Consider the following 24382-nt stretch of genomic DNA (forward strand, 5'->3'; position numbering starts at 1 on the left):
TCCAAAAGCTTTATAAGCCCTAACCCAATGTTTGATTGGCGTTGAAGATGGAATACCATGTTTTTGTGCTAATAATAAGTATCCCAGGTGTCCTTTTAAATACTCTTGAACAATCTTTAATTTAAAAACTTGGCTATATTTCGCCATATAAAAACACCCCAAAGGTTAGATTTATTACTCTAACTTTTGGGGCGCAGCACCCATTTCGATGGTCTATTTTTTTATCTAAAACATCTAGTAGATCTCAGAAATGCATTGTGAAATGTGACACTTAAATTAACGGTGCACGTTAGCTGTACAAGTTATAAATTTAATGGTTTAAAGTTATAGAGCATTTCTTTGAATGAGGAATGCTTTTTGTTTTTGCTTAAAAGAAAAAACTACAATAAAAATATTTCTTAAATTAATAAAAATTTATTGTAAATCGATAAAATTTGCATTAAAATAAAAATCAGAATAAATAAGTGAGGTGCTTTTTATGGAAAAAGTAACAACGTTATTTTTAAAAATAGCTGTTATTCTTTTAGGAGTCCCAGTTCTTGCTCTGTGCATCTTTTTGGTGCCTGAGATGGCGGATCTTGCAGCAAAATTGCTTCCAGAGTTTGTTTATATTAAATATCTCGTTTACATCGCTTTTGATACATCGGTGATACCTTTTTACTTTGCTTTGTATCAGGCTTTCAAACTCTTACGCTATATTGACAAAAATAAAGCTTTCTCCGACTTATCTGTAAAAGCTTTAAAGAAAATCAAATACTGTGCAATCACAATCAGTATTTTGCATGTGCTAGTTTGGCCGCTCTTCTATATCTTTGCTGAAGTAGACGATGCACCAGGAGTTATCTTTGTGGGATTGGTTGTTCCTTTTGCTTCGATGGTTATCGCAGTCTTTGCGGCTGTTCTCCAAAAACTTTTACAAGAAGCAATTAATATCAAATCAGAAAATGATTTAACAGTCTGAGGTGAATAACAATGGCAATTATAATCAATATTGATGTGATGTTAGCAAAAAGGAAGATGAGCGTAACAGAACTTTCGGAGAAGGTTGGAATAACAATGGCGAACCTTTCTATATTGAAAAATGGAAAGGCAAAAGCGATTCGATTATCCACTTTAGAGGCAATTTGTAAGGCTTTAGAATGTCAGCCTGGAGATATTTTAGAATACAAAAGTGACGAAGACAGTTAAACATTGTGGAGGAAACTTAAAATAATAATTAGGGGAGGTATAACTATGGACATTAACAATTTGATTATTGAAAATATCGCTAACCCTCATGAGCTGGAGAGAATGTATAGAAAAGACCCGAAAGCTTTTAAAAAGTCATTCTTACACGCATGGGAACAAAATCCTGATTCTCAGGTTCTTAGTGTTTGGTATGAAAGATTGCATTTCAAGGAGACGGCAAATACAGAAAAATCTTCCTTGCTTCAAAAAGGTTTCTTATTCATGGGCATTTTAGCCATTCTGGCCGGGATAAGCACCAGGATCATTTTCCATTTTGTCGAACAGGAAGCAATTGCTCCAATTAATCTGGCTTTTGGTATAATTCCATTTATTGCTGCTTATTTTGTTTACAATAATACTCCGAAAAAAAGTGTTATTTATTCCATTACAGCGTTGTTCCTAATTTCCGGGTTTTATCTTAATATGCTGCCATTAAATTATAAAGACAGTATTATCCTTGCTTATTTACACCTTCCCATCTTCTTATGGGTATTGTTAGGGCTTGCATTTACAGGAAATGAATATTCAAAAGGCAGTACAAGATTAGCCTATATTAAATTTAATTTGGAATATTGTATCCTTTACGCCAGTATGGCAGTTAGCGGAATGGTACTAGCAGCATTAACCATGCAGTTATTTAGCTTTGTTGGCTTGGATATAGAAGACTTCTATTTTAGTAATGTCGTTTTATTTGGTGCTGCTGCTCTCGCTATTGTGGCTGCATACTTGGTATCAACGAATCTTAAGCTTGCTAAGAATATTACACCATATATAGCTAAAATTTTTAGTCCTCTTGTCCTGGTCACATTGTTGGTCTATCTTATAACTGTTATATGGGTCGGAAAAAATCCATTCTTGGACCGCAATTTCCTGATAGCCTTCAACGGAATACTCCTTGGTGTATTGGCCGTTACCATATTTTCCATTATCGAGAGCGACTCAGACGAGAAAAAGAACATTTCAGATTATATAAATTTTGCCTTAATTGTTCTTGCGCTTATCATTGACAGTGTGGCTTTGTCAGCCATCGTGTTCAGACTTTCTTCTTATGGGATTACCCCTAATAGACTTGCTGTTCTAGGAGTAAACATACTTATCTGGGCAAATCTAATTTGGATTATGCTCTCCTATATGCGTTTTCTACAAAACAAATCCGGACCTTCAACTATCCAAGATGCCGTTACTAAGTATTTGCCGGTCTACGGACTTTGGGCAGCTTTCGTTACATTTACTTTTCCTATAATTTTTAATTAGAAAGGCTCGTTAATGTAACGAAAAGCTAATCTTCTATAATGTATAAAATCTTTACAGCCGATATTATGCAGCTTTTTATACAGAGTTGCATAATATCGGCTTATTTTCATTACTAAAGATAAAAAACAAACTAGAAGACATATTATATTGTTGCAACTGGATTCTTTAAATATGTCCAGTTTCATGCGCCAAGCGAAAAAGAACTTCATAAAAACTTATTTGATAAGCTAAACTTGCATGTTTTGAGTTTGATTTGGATTAAATGTGAAAAGATGTACTTACAATAAAGAGGGCGCTAGTTGAAGAAGACTTTCATTCTCTGTGGTGAAGCGCTGATTTTGCGCTTCATGGATGGCTAAGGGGGGTGCTTTAGTTAATATGACCATCATTTCGATGGTCTATTTTTTTCCATAGCATCAAGTAAATCTCAGAAATCTATTGTGAAGTGTTACACTTAAATTAACGAAGCAGGTTACTGAAATAATAGACTGTTAAACTTATTTCTCTAATGGTAAAAAATGATTGAAGTTAATTCAAGTGTAGGATAATATATTATCAATATTCTGAATTCATAGGAGGAATAATTATGATAAATTACAATGGCAAAAGATTTGTTTCAATTGCTAACACTGAGAACGGAGAGGTTTCTTCAAAGACTTTTTTTGATTACAAACAAGAAGGTAATATTCTTTCTGCTACGTATGATGGTGGCGAAATTGTAAAAGGTACTCTAATTGGTATAGTGAAGGATAATGGTTGTTTGAATTTTAGATATAACCATGTCAATATAAGAAATGAGATTAGGGGAGGACAATGTGATTCAACTCCCGAAACTCTTCCAGACGGTAGAATCAGACTACATGAGAATTGGAAATGGCTTGATAGTGAACATACCGAAGGGAAGTCTACAATTGAGGAAGTAATCTAACAAAAAGTTATTCCTTGATATTGATTGTTTTTTTAATCGAATAATTTGGATCAGTTAAAATCAATTGTAATGAACAGAAGTATTCTTAAAGGGTGCTTTAGTGAAAGATGATGAAGTTGCTTAGGTAGCTCTATTTTTTTATTTCACTAACGAAGTAGGTTAGTTTAAGTGCATTTCTTCACAAAGTAGCCAATTTTCAAATTTAGAAACTTGGCTTTCCAGGCTTAGTGACAAGATTGCGCAGGAGCAATGGAAGCGGATAAAGCCATGCCGGCGGGAAGCGTCCGCCTGGAATGGAAATCAACGGGGCACATACTCACTAAGAGTCGAGCGGACGCTGCCTAGTTAAAAATGCTACCTGCCAATTATCCAACTACCTTCAATCTGAGTACCTCTCTTTATTTGGAGAGGTATTGTTTTTACTAATTTCGTTTCTCTTTTTCTATTTGCTCTTCTATCTTTCTCATAGACTTTTGATATTGTTCTTCTACATCTGTAGTTGAAGGAATAAATGGCTCCTCATTGTGATCGGTTCGTTTTCCATATCGTATCATTTGATAAATAATCATTCCATTATTAGGCATACCATTTATTGTTTTCATAGGTATGACATCGAATAGTACATAATAAAAAACATAAAAAATAAATCGATTCCAAAATGTTTTGTGTTCCTGTAAGAAATCATTTGCTAATAAGGCATTAATAATTAGTGCCAAGATAAGATTAATTAGAATCGGTCCAGCATAAATGCAAATATAGGCAAACTTGTTATTTCTTCTAATTGCATCATATGAAAACCAACTATAAAGATGATAATATTTTCGTAAATCAAAAATTCCTATTTTAAATACCCGAGGGCCGGAACCAATGGTTAGCCTAGGATTTTGAGCTCCAAAAATTTCACTAAAAATTAAGTAACCAGTTTCTCTCAAAAATGCTACAACGGGCAAAATGATAAATGCTGAAATTATTAATGAAAGTAAATCTGATAAACCAAAGATTTTAACACTTCCTTTGAATAATAAGCTCTACTATTTATTATTTTGAACATTAGTGTTTCGGTACCGTAGAGAGTAAAAATGCCGCACGCTACGTATGAACCTCTGCAGGATGAACTCATATCTTTCAATATCACAATGAAATCTATCTAAGCCAAATAATAAATAAAGTACACTATTATCTTCTATACCCAAATAAATGAAGAAGAATCTGATTATAAATTCCTACAAATACAAAAAGTATCGGATGCATTATCCGATACTTGGTTTATCAACCATTAAGTTGGCAATCTTTCATTATCTTTTATCCTCTACAACAATCATTTCTCCCGTAATTGGATGAACGAATTGTACTTTGAATGCATGAAGTTCATAAGTTTTAGTAGGAGTTTTTTTTGCTCCGTATAAATCATCTCCAACGATTGGATGGCCTATATGAGCAAAATGCACACGAATTTGGTGAGTGCGTCCTGTTTCTAATATTGCTTGTACTTTCGTGAAATTAGGATGTCTACCAACAACTTCATAGTGGGTAATTGCAAGTTGGCCGGAGGGTGAAACACGTCTTCTTGTTGGATGATGACGATCGCTTCCGATTGCTGCTCGAATCGTACCATGGTTATTTTTCACTTGGCCCTCCACTAATGCTTCATATGTGCGAACAATTTCTTTGTTTTCAAGCATTCGATCTAGCATGCCTTTTACAATTGGATTTTTCGCTATAACGACTAAACCTTTTGTCCCTTCATCTATTCGATGGACATGTTCACCATAACTTTGCCCCTTGTTAGATAAATAGTTTTGCACCGTATTCATGAATGTATGGTTTTGTCCTGCTTCATTTGGATGAGTTGCCATTCCACGAGGTTTAGATGCAATTAGTAAATAGTCATCTTCATATGCAACATAAAGAGGGATTTGTTCTGAAAGAAGATAGTTCGAAGCTTCACCCTCCCATTTGAAAACTAGGATGTCTCCTTTTTGAAGAGTTGCCTTCCATTGCAGAAGCTCTCCATTTATATCACTAACTGCCTTTTGCATGCGTAGATCATGAATAAGCTTTTTCCCAAGTTTCCATTTTTGCTGTAAAATTGTTTCAATTGTTAATCCATCTTCCATAACTACATAACTAAATGTATGATTCATTATTATTTCTCCTTTTAAAAAAAGGTCATGCCTGGTGGGACATGACCTTTCATGTTATTTTAATACTACTTGATCGAAGAATGCTTGAATGTCTTCATTTGGTACAGCACCTTCTACACGCTGAACTTCTTTTCCACCGTCAAAATAAACTAGTGTTGGAGTGGCTCTGATCTGATAGTTATCCCAACCTTGTTCATATTCAAGGATATTATACTTTACGATTTCCACACCATTTTCATCCGCAAGTGGGGTTAATCTTGGTGTCATTTCTTGACAGTGTACACATTCTGGACTGAAGAAATAAGCTGTTACAGGTTCACCACTTTTAATTTTTGCTTCTAACTCATCTGGATTAATAATATTTTGGTAATTTTCATCATCGATTAAATCGATTGTGGACTGATTTAAATCCTTTTTATCATAAGGACTATCTGCTAATTTAGATTTGTTTGCTTGGTTTGTTAATACGATTATCAAAGCGAATACTACGACGATGATTCCACCGAAAATGGCTAATTTCTTCATACTTATTTTTCCTCCTTTAAACTTCTCAAAATTAAAATACTACTAATTGCGATTAATATAAATGCAATAAGTGCTAAAAATGGAATTGTAATAAATCCAAAATAATTAATATACTGACCAGTACAAGGTACTCTACCACAAGCAGGAGCGGACTCTTGCATAAAACTTAATTTTTGGATGCTATAGTGATATGCTGATATACAGCCACCGATTATTGAGAAAATGAGAGAAGTAAGTGCTATTTTTGCATTTTTTTGCGCGTAAGCAACACCTAAGATAAGGACTAGTGGATACATGAGAATACGTTGATACCAACATAGTTCACAGGGCTCGTACCCCCTGACTTCAGAAAAATATAAGGAACCAATTGTAGCAGTCAATGCCACTGACCACATAAATAACAAGATATTTTCAATTTTTTTTGTCATAGGATGCTCCTTTAAATTACTTTGAACTCAAATCAAAGTATAAGGGTTCTTTTAAGCTATGTAAATTATTTTATCTGATTAAGAAAGAGAGCTATAATATAAAATAGTTATTAAAAGAGGAGCGAATAGAATGTCAGAAGAATTCGATTTATCCCAGTTTGAAAAAAGTATGATTATAAGACAAATGTCTTTTTCAGATATAGATTCCATATTAGAAATCTCACGCCTTTGTTTCCCTGGAATGGAACCATGGGATGTTGCACATTTACGTAGTCATCTAACTATCTTTCCGGAAGGCCAATTGGTAGCAGAACTCGACGGAAAAGTAATTGGATCTTGCTCCAGTTTAATTATAAACTTCGATGAGTATGATGATCGCCATTCCTGGTCAGACGTTACAGATTCAGGATATATAACGAATCATAATCCAGACGGATATAACTTATATGGAATTGAAGTGATGGTGCATCCGGATTATCGTAGAATGAAGGTAGGCCAGAGGTTATATGAAGGCCGAAAAGACGTTGCGAGACAGTTCAATTTAAAGTCCATTATTATTGGTGGACGGATTCCAAATTATCATAAACACGCTAATGAAATGTCACCAAGAGAATACGTTACAGCAGTATCACGACATAAAATATATGACCCAGTCCTAACATTTCAGTTAATGAACGGATTTACGCTTATGCGTATTAATCCTAATTATCTTCCTGATGATCGGGCTTCTGCAAAATACGCTACGTTGATGGAATGGAATAATGTAGATTATATTCCTTTGTCCAAGAGACATTTTAAAACGAGCTACCCAGTACGTATTTGTGCGGTACAATATATGATGCGTAAAATTAATTCCTTTGAAGAGTTTGCACATCAATGCGAGTACTTTGTGGATGTAGCCTCCGATGCACAGTCGGATTTTGTTGTATTTCCAGAAATATTCACAACACAATTAATGTCAATTTTAGACGAGCCTTCACCTAGCCAGGCCGTTCGCAAGTTAACTGAATATACACCGCAGTATATGGAATTATTTGCGGATTTATCTGTTCGCTACAATATTAATATTATTGCTGGATCTCATTTTGTAGAGGAAGAAAATGAGGAAATCTATAATATTGCGTATTTATTCCACAGAGACGGCGCAATCGATAAACAATATAAAATCCACATTACGCCGAATGAACGGAAATGGTGGGGTATTAGTTCAGGGGATACTGTACAAGTATTTGATACTGATTGTGGTAAAATTGCCATTCAAATTTGTTACGATATTGAATTCCCAGAGCTTGCTAGGATCGCGACTGATATGGGTGCAAATATTATTTTTGCTCCGTTTTGTACAGAAGATCGACAAGGATATTTACGTGTTAGATATTGTGCGCAAGCTCGTGCAGTGGAAAATCAAATTTATACTGTAATCTCAGGTACTGTAGGAAACTTACCTCAAACAGAAAATATGGATATCCAGTATGCCCAGTCGGCTATTTTTGCACCTTCTGATTTTGAATTTGCAAGAGACGGAATTGTAGGAGAAACAGAACCAAATGTAGAAATGGTCTTAATAGGAGATGTTGATTTAGAAATATTGAGACGTCAAAGACAAGATGGTACGGTAAAACATTTGAAAGACCGTCGTCATGACGTCTATGGAGTTGACTATAAAAAATGAGGAATGGGAGTTTCGAAATATGTCCTATAAACAATTATTTGATCAATGGAATAACTATTCTGAAATAGAATCTATTTGGAAAGAAGATCTTCAGCTACTAATTAAAGATGATAAACGAATGGAAGATGCTTTTTACCGTGACTTAGAATTTGGTACTGGTGGAATGCGAGGAGAAATTGGAGCCGGGACGAATCGTATGAATACATATACGATTCGCAAGGCTACTACAGGTCTTGCTGAATATATAAAAGCTGCTGGATCAGATGCGATGAATCGTGGAGTTGTTATTGCTTATGATAGCCGTAGATATTCTCCAGAATTTGCAAAGGAAACAGCTAATACATTAGCTTCCAATGGCATAAAAGCTTATTTATATAGTGAGCCTAGAACGACTCCTCAGCTTTCGTATTCTGTTCGCAAGCTACAAGCATTTATGGGAATTGTTATTACGGCTAGTCATAATCCACCTGAATATAATGGATACAAAGTATACGGGGAAGATGGGGCACAGCTAAACTTAAGTGATGCAGATGCTGTAATTACTTATGTTAATCAAGCTGGAGATGCACTTCAAATAAAACAAAAATCTTTTAATGAAAACCTGATTGTACAATTAGGTGAAGAAATAGACTTAGCATATATAAATGAATTAAAAACAGTTCAAGAAAATCCAACAATTGCACCCAATTCGAATTTACAGGTAGTATTTACACCTCTTCATGGTGCATCCGGTAAAACAGTGGAGAGGATATTAAACGAAGTAGGCTACCGGAATATCCATTATGTAGAAGAACAAATGGAGCCAAACGGTGAGTTCCCTACATTAAATTCCCCAAATCCAGAAGAACAGAGTGCTTTTGAATATGCCATTCAGTATGGCAACAAATTCAATGCAGATATTTTAATAGCTGTAGATCCGGATGGAGATAGGGTTGGACTTGCAGTAAGAACTGGCGGAGGGTATAAGCTATTAACGGGCAATCAAACCGGAGCTATATTAATAGAATATTTGTTAACGCAAAGAAAAGAAAAAGGCGAAATGCCTGCGAATGGACGTGTCTTTAAAACAATTGTAACTTCAGACTTTGGACGTGTTATTGCAGAATATCATGGGGCAAGTTCGGAAGATGTGTTAACAGGCTTTAAATTTATTGGTGAGAAAATTAAACAATATGAAGAAACTAAACAATTCGAGTTTCTATTTGGTTACGAAGAAAGCTATGGATATTTAGTAAAGAGTTTTGCGAGAGATAAGGACGCCGTCCAAAGTGTTTTAGCTATAGTTGAAGCAGCTGCTTACTATAAGGCACAAGGGATGACCTTAGTTGATCTTTTACACACATTATATGATAGACATGGTTATTATTTGGAAGGTCTAGTATCTGTCACAAAAAAAGGTGTTAGTGGGGCAAATGCTATTAAAAATTTACTAGAACAAATTCGATTAAAGACTTTAAATGAAGTGGCTGGAATAGCAGTCCTATCCCAAGAGGATTATTTTACTTCTTTACGAACATTTGCGGACGGTAGAGAAGCCGAGCAATTGTTATTACCAAAATCAAATGTGATCAAATATTTTCTTGCGGATGGTTCTTGGGTATGTGTTAGACCGAGTGGAACTGAGCCGAAGATAAAGTATTATTTTGGTGTGACAAGCGCGTCTGAATCTGAAAGCCTTGAAAAATTAGAAGCGGTAAAACAAGCATTTACTACAAAAATGAATACGTACTTGAACTAATTGAGAAAATCCGAGTAAATTATATATCGGATTTAGACTGTAGACAAACTCGAATTTATTTTTATATAGATAGTTCAGGTTTTCCGAAGCTTACCGCTCGCTTTCCACGGGCGAGCGCCGAGCCGCTTCGTCGCTACGATGAGGGCACTGAAAAACTCTTCAAGGAATCCCTTAGCGATTAAGTGAACGACATTTCATTCACTTAATCGCTTTTTGTCTGGGCCCAGTTGATTTCCGTTCCAGGTGGACGCTTTCCGCCGCCATGGCTTCAGCCGCTTCCTTCACTACGTTCAGTCCAGGGTCTTCAGCTCATGCTATTCCGGCTGGAGTCGCCACCTTCCACTCCAATCAACTATTATTCGCTTTTCCATTAGAAAACCATCATGCCATTAATTGAGCAAATTTTTATCACTTAAATTTTTTCAATTAGTATTTTTTGAAAATCGTTAAATAAGGCGACACTCCTGCGGCAACGATTGCATGACCAACATCGTGTTGGCCTAGGAGGCTAAGGCAACGCCCGCGGAAAGGGAGCCGTTTCAACGATTTTCTTATTTATTGGACGGCATTATTTAGTAAAGTCTATAGACTAAATAATGAATGAGACCTTTTAGACAACTGCCTTTAGTCTTCACTCTTAATCCGATAAAATTATATACTCAAATTTTTTTCTTATTATAATACCATTTGTTTCAGTCAAAAGTATGATAACTAGATTTTACAATCATGGAACATAAAATGATAAGATGGGAATAGGAAATTATGGAATACGGAGGAGTTTACATGCAATCCAATGAACTCTCAAACATAGAATTATTAAAGGAAATAGCAGAGTTTTTAAATGAAGAAACAGAAATGGAACAGATGCTGCAAGGAGCACTCCAAAAACTTTTAGAAGGAACCATTTTTGAAACAGGATGGATATTTTTTATTAATAAAAAAGGTCAGCAACAGCTTATTGCACATGAAAAATTGCCAAGAGCTCTTCAGGAAAATGATTGCAGACATTTGCAAAAAGGCGGATGCTGGTGTGTTACTAGATTTCAAAATGGTGATTTAAACAAAGCTTCTAATATTATCGAATGTAAACGAATCGTTAACGCAAGAAAAATGAACAGTAAAGACCACGGTGGTATAACACATCATGCAACGGTTCCACTACAATCAGGCCAAGAGCGATTTGGACTTCTAAATGTAGCGACACCCAATACCATTTTTTTTGAAGATGAGGAACTCGCACTTCTTGAATCAGTTGCCTTTCAAATTGGCTCGGCGATTAAGCGAATTTATTTAACTAAACAGGAGCAACAAGTTGCATTAGTACAGGAAAGAAATCGACTAGCACGTGATTTACATGATTCGGTAAACCAATTACTTTTTTCGGTGACGTTGACAGCACGTGGCGGAGTTGAAATGACCGAACAACAAGAAATTAAAGAAACGTTTAAAGAAATTCAATATTTAACACAGGATGCTTTAACCGAAATGCGAGCACTTATATGGCAGCTGCGTCCCAAGGGCTTAGAGTCTGGCATTATTGAGGGCTTAAAAGGGTATGGGGATATTTTAGGATTAACACTTACTGTCAAAGTAAAAGGGGTTGTTAATTTGCCAGCGACTATTGAAGAGACTTTGTTTCGAATTGCTCAGGAAGCGCTCAACAATATTCGGAAGCATTCGGGTGTATTAAAGGCGGAGCTCTATTTAACGGTTACCACTACGGATATTTTATTAGTTGTTAAAGATGAAGGTCGAGGTTTTCATATGAATGAATTGAAGAATTTACCTTCGATTGGCTTACAAAGCATGAGGGATCGAGCACGATCTGTTGGAGGAACAGTAGATTGGGTGACAGAATGGAATAAAGGTACAGAAATTTTAGTACGTTTACCTTATTAGGAGGGAATTTACATGATACGAATATTGATTGCAGATGACCATCATGTTGTGAGAAGAGGCTTAATGTTCTTTTTAAAGACGCAAAAGGATATGGATATCATCGGAGAAGCAACGAATGGAAGAGAAGCAGTGGAGTTAACAACTTCTTTAAAGCCCGATGTTATACTAATGGACCTCGTGATGCCAGAAATGGATGGTATTCAAGCAACTAAGCGAATTAAGGAAAAATATCCGAATATCCAAATTTTAATGCTTACAAGTTTTTCTGATAGAGATCATGTGATTCCAGCATTAAAAGCAGGAGCAGCAGGATATCAATTAAAAGATATTGAACCAGATGATTTGGCAGAAGCTATCCGAAAATTAATGCGTGGGGAACATACAATACATCCGGAAGCAACGACTCAGTTAGAAAGAGAAAACGAGCCATCCGAAATAAGTCCACATGAAGAACATCCTTTAACGCCAAGGGAACAAGACGTGTTGTCGGAGCTAACAAAGGGAAAGAGCAATCGAGAAATTGCTTCTTCGTTGTTTGTTACGGAAAAAACAGTAAAAACTCATATTTCCAATATTTTTGCGAAGCTTCATGTTCAGGATCGAACACAGGCTGCATTGTATGCAGTGAAACACGGACTGACAGAGCCGAGTGGACACTAAAGAGACGATGTATCCTAGGATACATCGTCTCTTTTAAATGAAAATTTGGGATTCGCTCAATCCATTAATTACTCTTCAAAATGAGGTTCTATATGTACAAGAACGACGGAGAATGGTTTTACTTTCATAATGCGTTGCTCAATCTCTTCTGTAATTCGATGGCTGTCCACAACGTTGAGATTGGGATCGACTGTAACTGTTAAATCAACAAACATTAAATTGCCATGCATTCTTCCTTTACAACTTTTTAATGTTTTAACTCCGTTCACAAGTTTTACAACTGCTGAAAGAGCTTCTGCTTCATCCACATTAAAACCATCCGAGAGTGTATAAGCTGCTTCATGAAAAATAGTATACGCGGTATAGATGATAATAATCCCTACTATGAAAGCTGTTATGCCATCTAGTATAGGAAAACCCAAAATGGATCCAACTATACCTATTGTAGCTCCTATACTTACTAATGCATCCGAGCGATTATCATACGCTGCTGCTTTAAGGGCAGCACTATTTATACGTGTTCCTAATTTTAAATTGTATCTATAGACAATATACATGACCACTGCACTGATAAAACCTACAATCGCAGTTAATGTTGAAGGAATTTCTTCCACTGGGTTTGCCAGATGTTGAATTGCTTGAAGTATAACTTGAATACCTATTGCAGCCATAATGAAGGCGGCAACTAAGGATGCTATTGTTTCTGCACGCAAATGACCATATTGGTGATGATCATCCGGTGGTTTTTGAGAGATTCTAAGCCCGATTAGTATTGCGATAGAGGCAATGATATCCGTAAAGTTATTTAGTCCATCCGCTTTTAAAGCCTCGGAAGAACCTAGGAAACCGACAATTAGTTTAAATGCACTTAATACAAAATAAATACAAATACTAACCCAAGCGCCTTTTTCCCCTTCGCGTAAGTTTGTGTATAATTCCAAAGTGTTTCCTCTTTTCAACATTTTTAGGCATATGAAAACGACTCTCTTTTGGGAGAGTCGTGTGTATTTTTTTTTTGTTTTTAAGAGTTTTTTTATTTAATATTTTTTTTTTTTTGAAGTTGCGGTGTTTTTTTTTTCTAAATATTGAATATGGTGTCCGTCAATATCTTTTATCATAAATTCAAAACCTTGTTCAAATATTTTTTCGCCTTTAACGGCATCAAAGCTTTTCGACATAAACCAACCACCAATTGTGTCGATATCCTCCTCATCAATATCAATTGAAAGTAAGTCATTGACATTTTCAATCAACATTTTAGCATCAACAATATAATGGTTTTCTCCGATTTTTTGAACTTCTGGAAGTTCATCCGTATCGAATTCGTCGCGAATATCTCCGACAATTTCTTCAATTATATCTTCTATTGTAACAAGCCCAGAAGTACCACCGTATTCGTCCATTAAAATCGCCATATGAATTCGTTCTCGCTGAATTTTAAGTAGCAGATCCGCAATTGGCATTGTTTCAATGACACGAATAATGGGCTGCATATAATCACTTACTGGAGTTGTGGCATTTTCAGGATTTTTAATATATGCGGTTAATAAGTTTTTCATATTCACAAGTCCGATAATATGGTCCTTGTCACCATCTGTTACTGGATATCGTGTATATTGCTCTACTCCAATTAACTCAAATACTTCATTTAACGTTAAATCTTTATCAATCGAAATAATCTCAGTCCGTGGGACCATAATTTCTTTAGCGATACGATCATCAAATTCAAAAATTTTATTCACATATTTATATTCTGCTTGGTTAATTTCTCCGCCCTTAAAACTTTCGGAAAGAATCATACGAAGTTCTTCCTCTGAATGGGCAACTTCTGATTCAGAAACAGCATCTAAACCGAATACTTTTGTAGCTAAGAATCGTGCTGATCCATTCATACCATGAATAACCGGATACATTAGCTTATCAAATATAATTAGCGGTTTTGCAACTGCAAGGGTTATTGCTTCTGCTCTTTGAATAGCAAAAGTTTTTGGAGTTAATTCCCCTACTACTACGTGTATATATGTTACAAGGGAGAATGCAATAACAAATGAAAGTAAAGAAGAAACACTTTCTGGAAGTTCAAAATAATTAAATGCAGGATGTAATATAGCTTCTATTGTCGGTTCTCCAAGCCATCCTAATCCTAAAGCTGTTATCGTGATTCCGAGTTGACAAGCAGATAAATATTCATCCAAATTAGACACTAATTTTTTCGCATTTAACGCATTCTTGTTTCCCTCAGCAACGAGCTGATCAATTCTTGTCGATCTTACTTTTACTATTGCAAATTCACTTGCAACGAAAAATGCAGTGAATGCGATTAAGACAGCAAATGCTGTCAATCGTATGGCTATGTCCAAATAATTACTTTGCCCCTAACCCAAATGAGGGGTAGAACAAAGTGTACACCTCCTGTTTTCTAAAAAATAGTTTATAGTTTTAATAATAAAATAATGTCATGTAAATTACAAATCTTTCTGCTTAGATTGATTAAACTTATACGTTTTTACTTATAAAAATTAACATAAACTTATCATTCAATGAGCAGAGTTTATAAGATAATGAAAGAAAGATAGAATGGGGGATACTCATTGAAAAATACATATATCGATATTTTAATAGCATCTACAAAACTTGGATTGACATCATTTGGGGGGCCATCTGCACATATAGGATATTTTCGTGAAGAGTATGTGCAAAAACGAAAATGGTTGGATGACAAATTATACGCCGACATTGTGGCGTTATGTCAGTTTTTACCTGGACCAGCTTCCTCTCAAGTAGGGATTTCTATTGGATTACTTCGTGGAGGCATAGCAGGCGGTATCATTTCTTGGTTAGGATTTACTATGCCTTCAGTCATTCTTCTAATGATATTTGCCTTGTTTGTATCCTCAACAGGTTCTTTTGATAGTGGATGGATACAGGGATTGAAAATTGTAGCGGTAGCAGTAGTTGCTCATGCTCTTTTAGGGATGCAAAAGTCACTTGCACCAGATCGTTTAAGAATTTCTATTGCAATAGCTTGTGCCATATCGACTTTACTTATTCCTACGGCTATCGGTCAAATTTGTATAATCATTGCAGCAGGGGTTTTTGGATATTTTTTATATAAAAATGAGGAAGTGGAGAATGCTCCTGAAATTTCACTTACTTTTGGTAAAAAGACAGGAATTATAAGTTGGACTATATTTTTTATCTTATTGGTTTTATTACCTGTATTAAAACCATTTTTTAACTCTGTTTATTATTCTATGTTTGATACGTATTATCGAGTTGGTTCCATCGTTTTCGGTGGAGGGCACGTGGTTCTACCAATGCTTCAACGAGAAGTGGAGATTTCACCAGATGTTTTCCTTGCAGGGTATGGGGCGGCTCAAGCTGTTCCTGGACCACTTTTTACATTAGCAGGGTATTTAGGGCAGATTACTGCAGGAATGCCTGGTGCATTCATAGCGATCTTTGCAATGTTTTTACCTTCTTTTTTATTAGTGATAGGTACCTTGCCTTTTTGGACAGTTATTCGTTCTAAAAGAGGAATCCAGGCTGCTTTAAAAGGAGTAAACGCGGCAGTAATTGGTATTCTTCTCGCTGCATTATATGATCCTGTATTTACAAGTGCAGTGAATAACACGATGGATTTTGTTATCGTTCTTAATACTTTTACGTTGCTGACTGTGTATAAATGGCCACCAATTTACGTAGTAATAGTAAGTGCAATTCTTGGAGCACTTATGCATATAATTTAATTAGTCGCTTTTTTTAGAAAAGTGTTGACATTGGAAATTTTCATATGCTAATGTTAAGGGACACTAAATAAATTGGAAATGGAGGTATGAAAGATGATTCGTTTGATTGATATAAATAACAATTTAATAATTTCTTCATACCTACCATCTAACGATAAATGATTTTATAATAGACATTTTTTAGGTTAACTCTGTCTATTAAAAAGCACATTGCCGTAATATGGGTAATGTGCTTTTTTGTGTTCATTTATTTCCATTTTTTGGTTAAAATAAGAGGAAGGGAAGTGTTGAATATGATTATTCAACGTACAAAACAAATTTTATTAAAGGAATCTCTAGAAGGTGGTTAGCCGGTTTTATTCAAGAGAGAGAAGAAATGAGGGGATTAAATAATGTTTTCAGTTTTATTTAAGTTAAAGTGGTTTTTTATTGGTCATTGGAAGCGGTATACAGTTGCTGTTAGTTTACTTATAGTAGCAAGTGCTTTTGAAGTCTTACCTCCATGGTTGGTAGGAGAGGCAATCGACACGATTACAACGGGCAATATGACACCCGATTCATTAACAATGTACGTTCTTTACTTTATTGGAATGATTGTCATTGGTTATGTGCTGAATTTTGTTTGGCAATATCAGTTATTTGGTGGCTCTATTACTATAGAACGTATTTTGCGTTCCAAATTAAATAGAAAATTTTTGAGTATGACACCAACTTTTTATGAAAAAAATCGTACGGGGGATTTAATGGCTCGTGCAACAAACGATTTAAATGCGGTTGCAACAACAGCTGGTTTTGGAATTATGACATTGATCGATTCAACTATGTATATGGCAGCACTCATTCTGGCAATGGGATTCATTATTTCATGGAAGCTTACTTTTTTTGCAATTTTACCAATACCGATTTTAGCATTTATCATGCAATATTTAGGGAAAATCATTCATGAAAAATATATGACTGCTCAAGATGCATTTGGTGATTTAAATGACCGAGTTCTTGAATCAGTTGCTGGTGTTCGTGTTATTCGTGCATACGTCCAAGAGAGGGCGGACGAAAAGAAGTTTGCAGATATGAGTGAAGAAGTATATCAGAAAAATATGGTCGTGGAACGAATTGATGCACTTTTTGGTCCAATCACAAAAGTAGGGACAGGGATTAGTTATGTAGTTGCTTTAGGCTATGGTGCATATCTCGTTTCACAAAATGAAATGACGTTGGGTAACTTAATCACATTTAACGTTTACTTAGGGATGGCAATATGGCCAATGTTTGCAATTGGAGAATTAATCAATGTTATGCAACGTGGAAATGCTTCCTTAGACCGCGTTCAAGAAACGTTGGATTATGAGGCAGATGTAAAAGATCCCGCGAGTCCGGTTAAATTATTTGACGTGAATTCCATTGGATTTGAAGATGTTGGTTTCCAATATCCAATGTCACAAGTAAAAAATCTTGAAAAGATCCATGTAAACCTTCAAAAAGGTCAAACGCTAGGTATTGTCGGAAAAACAGGATCAGGGAAAACAACCTTTATGAAACAACTTTTAAAGGAATATCCTATTGGAGCTGGACAGCTAACAATTGGAGATATAGCAATTTCTGAGCAAACAAAAGAGCAAGTTTTAGAATGGATAGGATACGTTCCGCAGGATCATGTTTTGTTTTCACGGACAATTCGTCAAAACATTCTATTTGGTAAAGAAGATGCTACGGAAGAAGAGCTAGAAGAAGCGATTCGATTAGCACATTTCCAACGAGATTTGATGAACTTGCCGATGGGTCTTGAAACATTAGTTGGAGAAAAAGGTGTCTCCTTATCTGGCGGTCAGAAACAAAGGGTGTCGATCGCACGGGCACTTATCAAAAATCCAGAGATTTTATTATTAGATGATTCGCTTTCTGCGGTAGATGCGAAAACGGAAGCGAAGATTATTGAAAATATACAAAATGAACGTAGTGGGAAGACAACAATTATTACGACGCATCGATTGTCCGGTATTCAACATGCTGACCATATTATTGTTTTAGATGAAGGAATGGTTGTGGAAGAAGGAACTCATGAAGAACTTCTTCATCAAAATGGTTGGTATAAAGAGCAATACGATCGTCAACAGCTTGAGGGGGTGTCGTCATGAGTACAGGAAAACGACTCTACCATTATGCGTTATTTTATAAAAAACCAATTATCCTTGGTTTAATCTTTTTAACCATTGCGGTGTTTGCAGACTTAACTGGTCCATTCATTGCAAAGAAAATTATCGACGACCATATTACAGAAGGAGCTATTGATCTTCAGCCGATTTTAATGTTATTGGCCATATTCTTCGGTTTATCGATTATAACAGCAGTTTTTAGATATTTTATGTTTATAAATTTACAAATTGGGGCTAACCGAGTTGTACAAAAGCTGAGAAACGATGTATTTCAGCATATACAAACGTTGCCGATACAGTACTTTGATAATTTGCCTGCTGGTAAGGTAGTAGCACGTGTTACAAATGATACGGAAGCAATCCGAAATCTTTATGTGCAGGTACTATCTCAGTTCGCGACAAGTATTATTTCAATTGCCGGTGTTTATGTAGCTTTATTTATCCTAAATGTAAAAATGGCTGCAATGGCGCTGTTTGTAGTACCAATCGTTTATGTATGGATGATCGGATATCGAAAATATGCTTCTAAGTATAATCATATTGTTCGAACGAAAATAGCTGATTTAAATGCAATGCTGAATGAGTCGATTCAAGGTATGTCCATCATTCAGGCATTTAAACGCGAGAAGCAAATGGAACATGAATTTGAGGAAATGAATGAAGAGCATTACCGCTATCAGAAGAAATTACTTACACTCGATTCGGCAACTGCATTTAACTTAGTAAGTGTTTTGCGGTCCATTATGTTTATTATGTTTATCTGGTATTTTGGTAGCCAATCCATGGAGCCGAATACAGTCATTTCAGCTGGTATGCTTTATGCATTTGTTGATTATACAACAAGATTATTTAATCCAATAACAGGAATAGTTAATCAATTTTCTCAGTTGGAGAGATCCCTTGTTGCAGGAAATCGTGTTTTCCGTTTACTTGATGAACCGGGAGAAAAAGTGGAAGATCAACGTATGGAACGATATGAAGGTAATGTAGAGTTCCAAAATGTTTCTTTTGCATACAAAGAGAAAGATTATGTCTTGAAGAACTTAAACTTTGTAGCGAATAAGGGAGAAACAGTAGCCCTTGTAGGGCATACTGGTTCTGGAAAAAGCTCCATTATGAACTTATTGTTCCGCTTCTATGATCCATCTAAAGGAAAGATTCTGATTGATGGTAAAGATATAACGTCGTTTCCGAGACAAACAATTCGTGATCATATGGGTATCGTTTTACAGGATCCTTATTTATTCTCAGGTACAATTGAGTCAAACGTGAGCTTAAATGACCCTCGAATTTCTCGTGAGACAGTAGAAGCTGCTTTGGAAGCAGTTGGAGGAGAACGAGTATTAAAAAATCTTGTAAAAGGTTTAGATGAGCCGGTAATTGAGAAGGGGAGTACTTTATCCTCTGGACAAAGACAGCTAGTTTCATTCGCTCGAGCACTTGCTTTCGACCCGGCAATTCTAATATTAGATGAGGCGACTTCAAACATTGATACCGAAACGGAAGAGATAATTCAACATGCGATGGATGTGTTGAAAAAAGGAAGAACAACTTTTATTATTGCGCATCGACTTTCTACTATTAAGAATGCAGATCGTATTTTAGTATTAGATCGTGGTGAAATTGTTGAGAGTGGCAGTCACGATGAGTTGTTACAGCTACAAGGACGCTATGAACAAATGTATAAATTACAAGCAGGAGTATCTCAGCACGTTTAATACGTGTAGGGATATTCCCTTTTTTTATATTGAATTTTTCTAGCGTAAATCGTATATTTAGTGTGGCGAAATAAAATAAAAAAGAGGTATCTTATGATCCTATGGATAAAAGATTGGAAAACAAAAATATCTTCTTTCAATAGAAATATACGGTTATTCATGTTGGCAAATATTCTAATACAAATAGGTATGGGTGTTTTTTCAGTAATGTATAATTTATATCTAAAGGAGCTGGGATTTCCTGAAACCATCAATGGTAAAGTAATTTCAATGACTTCTCTTGCATCTGCAATTATGTTAATTCCTGCTGGTTTTTTAAGTGACCGTTTTGGACGGAAATGGATGATTATTCTTGGATCAATCATAACGGTATTAACCTTATTTTATAGAAGTGTAACAGTGGAAGAACAATCGTTGATTTATGCAGCCTTTTTAACTGGGCTTTTCATGGCGCTAGTCCAAGTTTCAGGTGTCCCTTTTTTAGCAGAAAACTCGACAGCTAGTGAACGTATGCATTTGTTTAGTATTCATTTCTCGTTGGTGACAATTGCAAGTGTCGTTGGAAGTTTAGGTGGAGGCGTATTAGCTGATGCATTACATTTGTATGCAGCTATGCCTATTCAGGAATCGATTAAATGGGTTTTAATTCTAGGTACCTTTATTTTTGCGCTAGGCTTAATACCTTTATTTCAATTAAAACCAACAGTAAGACAAGAAATCAAAACGGCTCAAACAAGTGAGAAAGAGTTACCAAGTACTTTCAAAAGAAATATTATTATCATTTTACTATTCGGCTTTTCCAATTTACTAATTGGCACGGGATCAGGGTTAGTTATCCCTTATTTGAATTTATATTTTGCTAATCGCTTTGATGCATCTAATTCATATATTGGTTTGATATTATCATTAGGTTCTGGGATGACAGCTGTTGCAATGCTTATGGGTCCAGCACTTGTAAAAAGAGTGGGGCAAGTCCGTGCACTTGTGATTTTCCAATTACTTTCTATTCCCTTTTTATTCATAACTGGTTATACCAATTCCTTAATAGTGGCATCGATCGGATTTTTGCTACGTCAAGCACTAATGAATGCTGGAAATCCAATACAAAGTGCTATTGCTATGGATTTGGTTCATGATAAATATAAGGGTCTAGCCAATTCAGTGAACCAAATGGTATTTAATATTGGATGGGCGAGCACAGGAGCTATATCTACCGGACTGGTAATGGCGTATGGCTATTATTGGGGTTATGCATATACCTTCACAATTACTGGTATTCTTTATATTGTAGCCTCGACATATTTTTATATATTATTTGGAAGAAAAAAAGTAGGTACTAAGTAAGATAGAAGCAATGATTAAAGTGATTGAACAATATATATAGCTATTACTTATGCAGATTTCATTGCACTACCAATTTAAGATGAGAAAGAAGTTAGTAGAGGGAGAACCAATGGGAAGAGTGTTTGATTAAAGTCATATGAAAGTGTTTATAGGAACAGCATTTGATTATTTAGAAGACAAATAAAATACTAAACTGCATGTGTTTTTTTATTACATGCAATTAGGTAGTAGTAGACAAAAGGAAGTTGGCTAATTGGTCTCTTTCATTATTTTGATTTATTATCATTCCTTCAGAGTATAAAGAAAATAATAGGTATCATATTATTGGTTTGGAGAAGCGTCCGCTCGACTCCTGCGGGAAAAGCGAGACAGACGAGACCCCGCACGAAGCAAAGCGAAGGAGGAGGCTCGGCGCTCGCCCGCGGAAAGCGAGCGGTAAGCTTCGGAAAACCTGATTTATCCTATTTAAACATTCGATTTTTTCCACAGTCTAACTGCATGTTTTTTTATTCACATGCAGTTTTTTTGGTTAATCGTAAACGTGAAAAAGCATTAACTCATGAATCATTTTTTTTACTGTTTCTTCATCAGCTGGTACGTTTCCAATCCAATTGATTGTTCCATCAGGTTCATATTCCCCAGTATATCGTACTTGTTTATAAAAAAATGAAATAGACCAACCCGGTAATTGTTTATTTTCATATAGTGATTTAAAGCTAAAATGCTGTAACAAAATAATCAACCTTTCATGTGACATAAATTCCTGGCATACACTAGTAGAAATTACTAGTGAAGGAGCGTCTATTTGTTTATTGATAAATTACAACTTGCGATTCAAAACGAATACGCAGATTACCATTTCTATAAAGATATGTATAAATTGACGAACGATCCATATTGGCAAGGGTTTATTCAACATGCTTATGAAGATGAAAAAAGCCACTATGAAATGTTTCAACAACTCTATTATATGCTGACAGGGACTTATGTTCAAAGTCTGAAAAAAAAGCCCCCTTGCTTAGACTTAAAAACCTGTGCTAAAAATGCGATTAAGGATGAGTTAGAAGGAGCAGAAATGTATAAAGAAATGCTGCTCCAAATACCTGTTCAGCAAGCATATGCACCACTATTTGTAGCAATGCATGATGAAACGGAGCATGCTATACGTTTTTCGACAATGTTCAACGCATTGTAATTCTTTTAGTGTTTGTCCTTCCTCTGCTATAATAAATTATATGCTAGAGGAAAAAGGTGAAATAGATGAATTTATTTTGGACGATTTTATTCATGGCAGCAGTCGGCGCAGCAATTGGAGCAGTAACAAATCACTTAGCAATTCAAATGCTTTTTCGACCACATGAAGCAAAATATATTGGATCTTGGCGAATCCCGTTCACACCTGGTTTAATTCCAAAGAGACGAGATGAACTTGCCAAACAGCTAGGAAATACAGTTATAAATCATTTATTGACCCCAGATATTTTCAAAAGAAAATATTTTAATGAAGAAATGCAAGACAAGACTACGAAGTTAATTGTTCGACAATTAAATGAGAAAATTCTACTTTCTGATAAAACGATTGCAGATTGGTTAAAACTAAGTGGTATCGAAAATATTGTAACGATAGCAAATACGAAAATAGATGAGCAAGTAGATATTCAATTTAATCGTTTAAAAAGCCGATTTGAAAATGAGACGATTAGACAGTTGGCTCCGGAAGATTGGCAGGTAAAAGCGGATAGTAAAGTAGGAGAAATAGTATCTTATATCCTTTTTAAAGGAGAAGAATTTTTTCAGTCAGAAGAAGGTAAACGTTCTGTAAAAAATTTAATTGATGATTTCCTTTCTACCAAAGGAACTCTTGGAAGTATGATTCAAATGTTTGTTGGAGAATCTTCTACTCTTGCAGGAAAAGTACAACCGGAAATTTTAAAGTTTCTAAAAGCACCAGGTACCAAAAATATGTTGGAAAATATCGTTCGTAATGAATGGGAAAAGCTTAAAGACCGACCAATTATAGAAATAATGGACGGCTTTGATTTTGAACCTGTCGTTAAAAATGTAAAGAGTTATTTGAAGAAGGAATTAGCAATCGAAGAGCGTTTGAGTCATAGTTTAGTTCATTATTTCCCTGAGGCAACAGAATGGACGCAAACAAAGCTTGTCCCAAAACTAACTTCCTTTGCATTTATGGAAGCAGAAGCCAAGCTAGAAGAAGTATTGCGAAAAATGAAATTAGAAGATATGGTTAAAGAGCAAGTCGATTCTTTCCCAGTAGCACGTTTGGAAGATATCGTTCTCGGCATTTCAAAACGTGAGTTTAAAATGATTACCGTACTAGGCGGATTCTTAGGTGGTCTTATCGGGATCATACAAGGGTTAATCGTCTTTATTACAGGTTAAATAAAAAGGAGCTAATAAAAATGGTCAATATTTACGATGATATTAATAAATTAGAAGCAACACTACGTAAAACCGATGAATTTGCTAATGTAAAAGCAGCGGTGGAATCTGTCAAAGCAGACCCTGAGGCGCTAGCATTATTCCAAAGCTTTCGTAAGATTCAACTTTCCCTTCAAGAAAAGCAAATGAAAGGGGAAGAAATTTCAGGCGAAGAACTAGAATACGCACAGAAAACAGCACAGCTTGCTCAAGGAAATGAAAAAATCTTTCATATGCTCCAAGCAGAAATGAGTTTAAGTCAGTTAATTGAAGAAGTAAACAGAGTATTAATCAAACCAGTACAAGAATTATACGAAGGTATTTAATTATCAGGATCTCCTTAAATGGTAAGTAGTTCAGTTATCGTGGAGAAACAATCAAATAGCATATCTATTTAAAGACCAAATCACATAGCGATTTGGTCTTTAAAATTTACTTATATATCACTGGTTTTAGTGTAAGTAGGTCAAAAAATCAATTTAATTCAAATACTATATAACA

General features: G+C 35.4%; 23 protein-coding genes. 15 read left to right on the forward strand and 8 right to left on the reverse strand.

The features are described 5' to 3' along the window. A partial coding sequence (locus WAX74_RS21010; RefSeq protein ID WP_413788965.1) for a transposase occupies positions 1-147 on the reverse strand: 147 nt, incomplete at its 3' end. A 331-nt stretch (positions 148-478) separates the two neighbouring features. Here WAX74_RS21010 and WAX74_RS11925 point away from each other — a divergent pair. From WAX74_RS11925 to WAX74_RS11940, 4 genes are all read left to right on the forward strand, one after another. Beyond that, on the forward strand, positions 479-961 hold the full coding sequence (locus tag WAX74_RS11925) for a DUF2975 domain-containing protein (RefSeq protein ID WP_336497894.1): 483 nt from the start codon (positions 479-481) through the stop codon (positions 959-961). Between the two features lie 11 nt (positions 962-972). Next, positions 973-1188 carry a helix-turn-helix domain-containing protein gene (locus WAX74_RS11930; protein WP_017153334.1) on the forward strand — a complete coding sequence of 72 codons (216 nt, stop codon included), beginning with the start codon at positions 973-975 and terminating at the stop codon, positions 1186-1188. Positions 1189-1233: 45 nt separating this feature from the next. Next, positions 1234-2481 carry a DUF4153 domain-containing protein gene (locus tag WAX74_RS11935; protein WP_336497895.1) on the forward strand — a complete coding sequence of 416 codons (1248 nt, stop codon included), beginning with the start codon at positions 1234-1236 and terminating at the stop codon, positions 2479-2481. 586 nt (positions 2482-3067) lie between these two features. Then, positions 3068-3409, forward strand: coding sequence for a n-acetylglutamate synthase (locus WAX74_RS11940; RefSeq protein ID WP_336497896.1), 342 nt, complete (start codon positions 3068-3070; stop codon positions 3407-3409). A 422-nt stretch (positions 3410-3831) separates the two neighbouring features. On the opposite strand, the gene WAX74_RS11945 is transcribed toward WAX74_RS11940, so the two are convergent. The 4 genes from WAX74_RS11945 to WAX74_RS11960 all read right to left on the reverse strand — a co-directional run bounded on the left by WAX74_RS11945 (position 3832) and on the right by WAX74_RS11960 (position 6506). Beyond that, positions 3832-4359, reverse strand: coding sequence for a hypothetical protein (locus WAX74_RS11945; RefSeq protein ID WP_336497897.1), 528 nt, complete (start codon positions 4357-4359; stop codon positions 3832-3834). 345 nt (positions 4360-4704) lie between these two features. After that, on the reverse strand, positions 4705-5553 hold the full coding sequence (locus WAX74_RS11950; RefSeq protein ID WP_336497898.1) for an RluA family pseudouridine synthase: 849 nt from the start codon (positions 5551-5553) through the stop codon (positions 4705-4707). A gap of 54 nt (positions 5554-5607) precedes the next feature. Then, on the reverse strand, positions 5608-6078 hold the full coding sequence (locus tag WAX74_RS11955; protein WP_336497899.1) for a thioredoxin family protein: 471 nt from the start codon (positions 6076-6078) through the stop codon (positions 5608-5610). Between the two features lie 2 nt (positions 6079-6080). Further along, on the reverse strand, positions 6081-6506 hold the full coding sequence (locus WAX74_RS11960) for a disulfide oxidoreductase (RefSeq protein WP_336497900.1): 426 nt from the start codon (positions 6504-6506) through the stop codon (positions 6081-6083). A 130-nt stretch (positions 6507-6636) separates the two neighbouring features. Here WAX74_RS11960 and WAX74_RS11965 point away from each other — a divergent pair, with 130 nt between their 5' ends. The 4 genes from WAX74_RS11965 to WAX74_RS11980 all read left to right on the forward strand — a co-directional run bounded on the left by WAX74_RS11965 (position 6637) and on the right by WAX74_RS11980 (position 12475). Further along, the gene (locus WAX74_RS11965) at positions 6637-8178 is read left to right on the forward strand and encodes a GNAT family N-acetyltransferase (protein WP_336497901.1); all 1542 of its coding nucleotides are present in this window, start codon (positions 6637-6639) and stop codon (positions 8176-8178) included. A gap of 19 nt (positions 8179-8197) precedes the next feature. Next, entirely contained in the window at positions 8198-9916 is a 1719-nt protein-coding gene (locus WAX74_RS11970; protein WP_336497902.1) for a phospho-sugar mutase, read from the forward strand. Between the two features lie 783 nt (positions 9917-10699). Next, positions 10700-11815, forward strand: coding sequence for a GAF domain-containing sensor histidine kinase (locus tag WAX74_RS11975; RefSeq protein WP_336497903.1), 1116 nt, complete (start codon positions 10700-10702; stop codon positions 11813-11815). A 12-nt stretch (positions 11816-11827) separates the two neighbouring features. Further along, complete coding sequence (locus WAX74_RS11980; RefSeq protein WP_336497904.1) at positions 11828-12475, forward strand: response regulator transcription factor; 648 nt, start codon at positions 11828-11830, stop codon at positions 12473-12475. A gap of 68 nt (positions 12476-12543) precedes the next feature. Here the strand turns inward: WAX74_RS11980 and WAX74_RS11985 are convergent, their stop codons facing one another. Both WAX74_RS11985 and WAX74_RS11990 read right to left on the reverse strand, forming a co-directional pair. Further along, entirely contained in the window at positions 12544-13416 is an 873-nt protein-coding gene (locus tag WAX74_RS11985; protein WP_336497905.1) for a cation diffusion facilitator family transporter, read from the reverse strand. 96 nt (positions 13417-13512) lie between these two features. Beyond that, complete coding sequence (locus WAX74_RS11990; protein ID WP_336497906.1) at positions 13513-14835, reverse strand: hemolysin family protein; 1323 nt, start codon at positions 14833-14835, stop codon at positions 13513-13515. A gap of 231 nt (positions 14836-15066) precedes the next feature. Here WAX74_RS11990 and chrA point away from each other — a divergent pair, with 231 nt between their 5' ends. The 4 genes from chrA to WAX74_RS12010 all read left to right on the forward strand — a co-directional run bounded on the left by chrA (position 15067) and on the right by WAX74_RS12010 (position 21439). After that, complete coding sequence (gene chrA / locus WAX74_RS11995; RefSeq protein WP_336497907.1) at positions 15067-16224, forward strand: chromate efflux transporter; 1158 nt, start codon at positions 15067-15069, stop codon at positions 16222-16224. Between the two features lie 392 nt (positions 16225-16616). Beyond that, entirely contained in the window at positions 16617-18359 is a 1743-nt protein-coding gene (locus WAX74_RS12000; protein ID WP_336497908.1) for an ABC transporter ATP-binding protein, read from the forward strand. Then, entirely contained in the window at positions 18356-20095 is a 1740-nt protein-coding gene (locus WAX74_RS12005; RefSeq protein ID WP_336497909.1) for an ABC transporter ATP-binding protein, read from the forward strand. Before WAX74_RS12000 ends, WAX74_RS12005 begins: the two co-directional genes overlap by 4 nt. Positions 20096-20188: 93 nt before the next feature. Then, complete coding sequence (locus WAX74_RS12010; RefSeq protein ID WP_336497910.1) at positions 20189-21439, forward strand: MFS transporter; 1251 nt, start codon at positions 20189-20191, stop codon at positions 21437-21439. A gap of 529 nt (positions 21440-21968) precedes the next feature. Here the strand turns inward: WAX74_RS12010 and WAX74_RS12015 are convergent. Further along, positions 21969-22172 (reverse strand): YheE family protein, encoded by a 204-nt coding sequence (locus tag WAX74_RS12015; RefSeq protein WP_336497911.1) that lies wholly within the window; start codon positions 22170-22172, stop codon positions 21969-21971. 72 nt (positions 22173-22244) lie between these two features. Between WAX74_RS12015 and WAX74_RS12020 the strand changes: the two genes are divergently transcribed. From WAX74_RS12020 to WAX74_RS12030, 3 genes are all read left to right on the forward strand, one after another. Then, positions 22245-22634: a ferritin-like domain-containing protein gene (locus WAX74_RS12020; RefSeq protein WP_336497912.1), complete on the forward strand. Its 390-nt coding sequence runs from the start codon at positions 22245-22247 to the stop codon at positions 22632-22634. A 65-nt stretch (positions 22635-22699) separates the two neighbouring features. After that, positions 22700-23842, forward strand: a complete 1143-nt coding sequence (locus WAX74_RS12025; RefSeq protein ID WP_336497913.1) for a DUF445 domain-containing protein — start codon at positions 22700-22702, stop codon at positions 23840-23842. Between the two features lie 20 nt (positions 23843-23862). Further along, positions 23863-24207: a YlbF/YmcA family competence regulator gene (locus WAX74_RS12030; RefSeq protein WP_336497914.1), complete on the forward strand. Its 345-nt coding sequence runs from the start codon at positions 23863-23865 to the stop codon at positions 24205-24207. Positions 24208-24382 lie beyond the last annotated feature (175 nt).

Origin of the sequence: Psychrobacillus mangrovi, from assembly GCF_037104765.1 — a bacterium.
In the GTDB taxonomy this organism is placed as follows: Bacteria; Bacillota; Bacilli; order Bacillales_A; family Planococcaceae; genus Psychrobacillus; species Psychrobacillus mangrovi.

Excerpts from the sequence above, each read along its gene's own strand:
- WAX74_RS12010 (WP_336497910.1), top strand. The coding sequence starts at position 20,189 with ATGATCCTATGGATAAAAGATTGGAAAACAAAAATATCTTCTTTCAAT.
- WAX74_RS12000 (WP_336497908.1), top strand. The coding sequence starts at position 16,617 with ATGTTTTCAGTTTTATTTAAGTTAAAGTGGTTTTTTATTGGTCATTGG.
- WAX74_RS11940 (WP_336497896.1), top strand. The coding sequence starts at position 3,068 with ATGATAAATTACAATGGCAAAAGATTTGTTTCAATTGCTAACACTGAG.
- WAX74_RS11950 (WP_336497898.1), bottom strand. The coding sequence starts at position 5,553 with ATGAATCATACATTTAGTTATGTAGTTATGGAAGATGGATTAACAATT.
- WAX74_RS11930 (WP_017153334.1), top strand. The coding sequence starts at position 973 with ATGGCAATTATAATCAATATTGATGTGATGTTAGCAAAAAGGAAGATG.
- WAX74_RS12030 (WP_336497914.1), top strand. The coding sequence starts at position 23,863 with ATGGTCAATATTTACGATGATATTAATAAATTAGAAGCAACACTACGT.
- WAX74_RS11980 (WP_336497904.1), top strand. The coding sequence starts at position 11,828 with ATGATACGAATATTGATTGCAGATGACCATCATGTTGTGAGAAGAGGC.
- WAX74_RS11965 (WP_336497901.1), top strand. The coding sequence starts at position 6,637 with ATGTCAGAAGAATTCGATTTATCCCAGTTTGAAAAAAGTATGATTATA.
- WAX74_RS11925 (WP_336497894.1), top strand. The coding sequence starts at position 479 with ATGGAAAAAGTAACAACGTTATTTTTAAAAATAGCTGTTATTCTTTTA.
- WAX74_RS12025 (WP_336497913.1), top strand. The coding sequence starts at position 22,700 with ATGAATTTATTTTGGACGATTTTATTCATGGCAGCAGTCGGCGCAGCA.
- WAX74_RS11975 (WP_336497903.1), top strand. The coding sequence starts at position 10,700 with ATGCAATCCAATGAACTCTCAAACATAGAATTATTAAAGGAAATAGCA.
- WAX74_RS11935 (WP_336497895.1), top strand. The coding sequence starts at position 1,234 with ATGGACATTAACAATTTGATTATTGAAAATATCGCTAACCCTCATGAG.
- WAX74_RS11955 (WP_336497899.1), bottom strand. The coding sequence starts at position 6,078 with ATGAAGAAATTAGCCATTTTCGGTGGAATCATCGTCGTAGTATTCGCT.
- WAX74_RS11970 (WP_336497902.1), top strand. The coding sequence starts at position 8,198 with ATGTCCTATAAACAATTATTTGATCAATGGAATAACTATTCTGAAATA.
- WAX74_RS11960 (WP_336497900.1), bottom strand. The coding sequence starts at position 6,506 with ATGACAAAAAAAATTGAAAATATCTTGTTATTTATGTGGTCAGTGGCA.
- WAX74_RS12005 (WP_336497909.1), top strand. The coding sequence starts at position 18,356 with ATGAGTACAGGAAAACGACTCTACCATTATGCGTTATTTTATAAAAAA.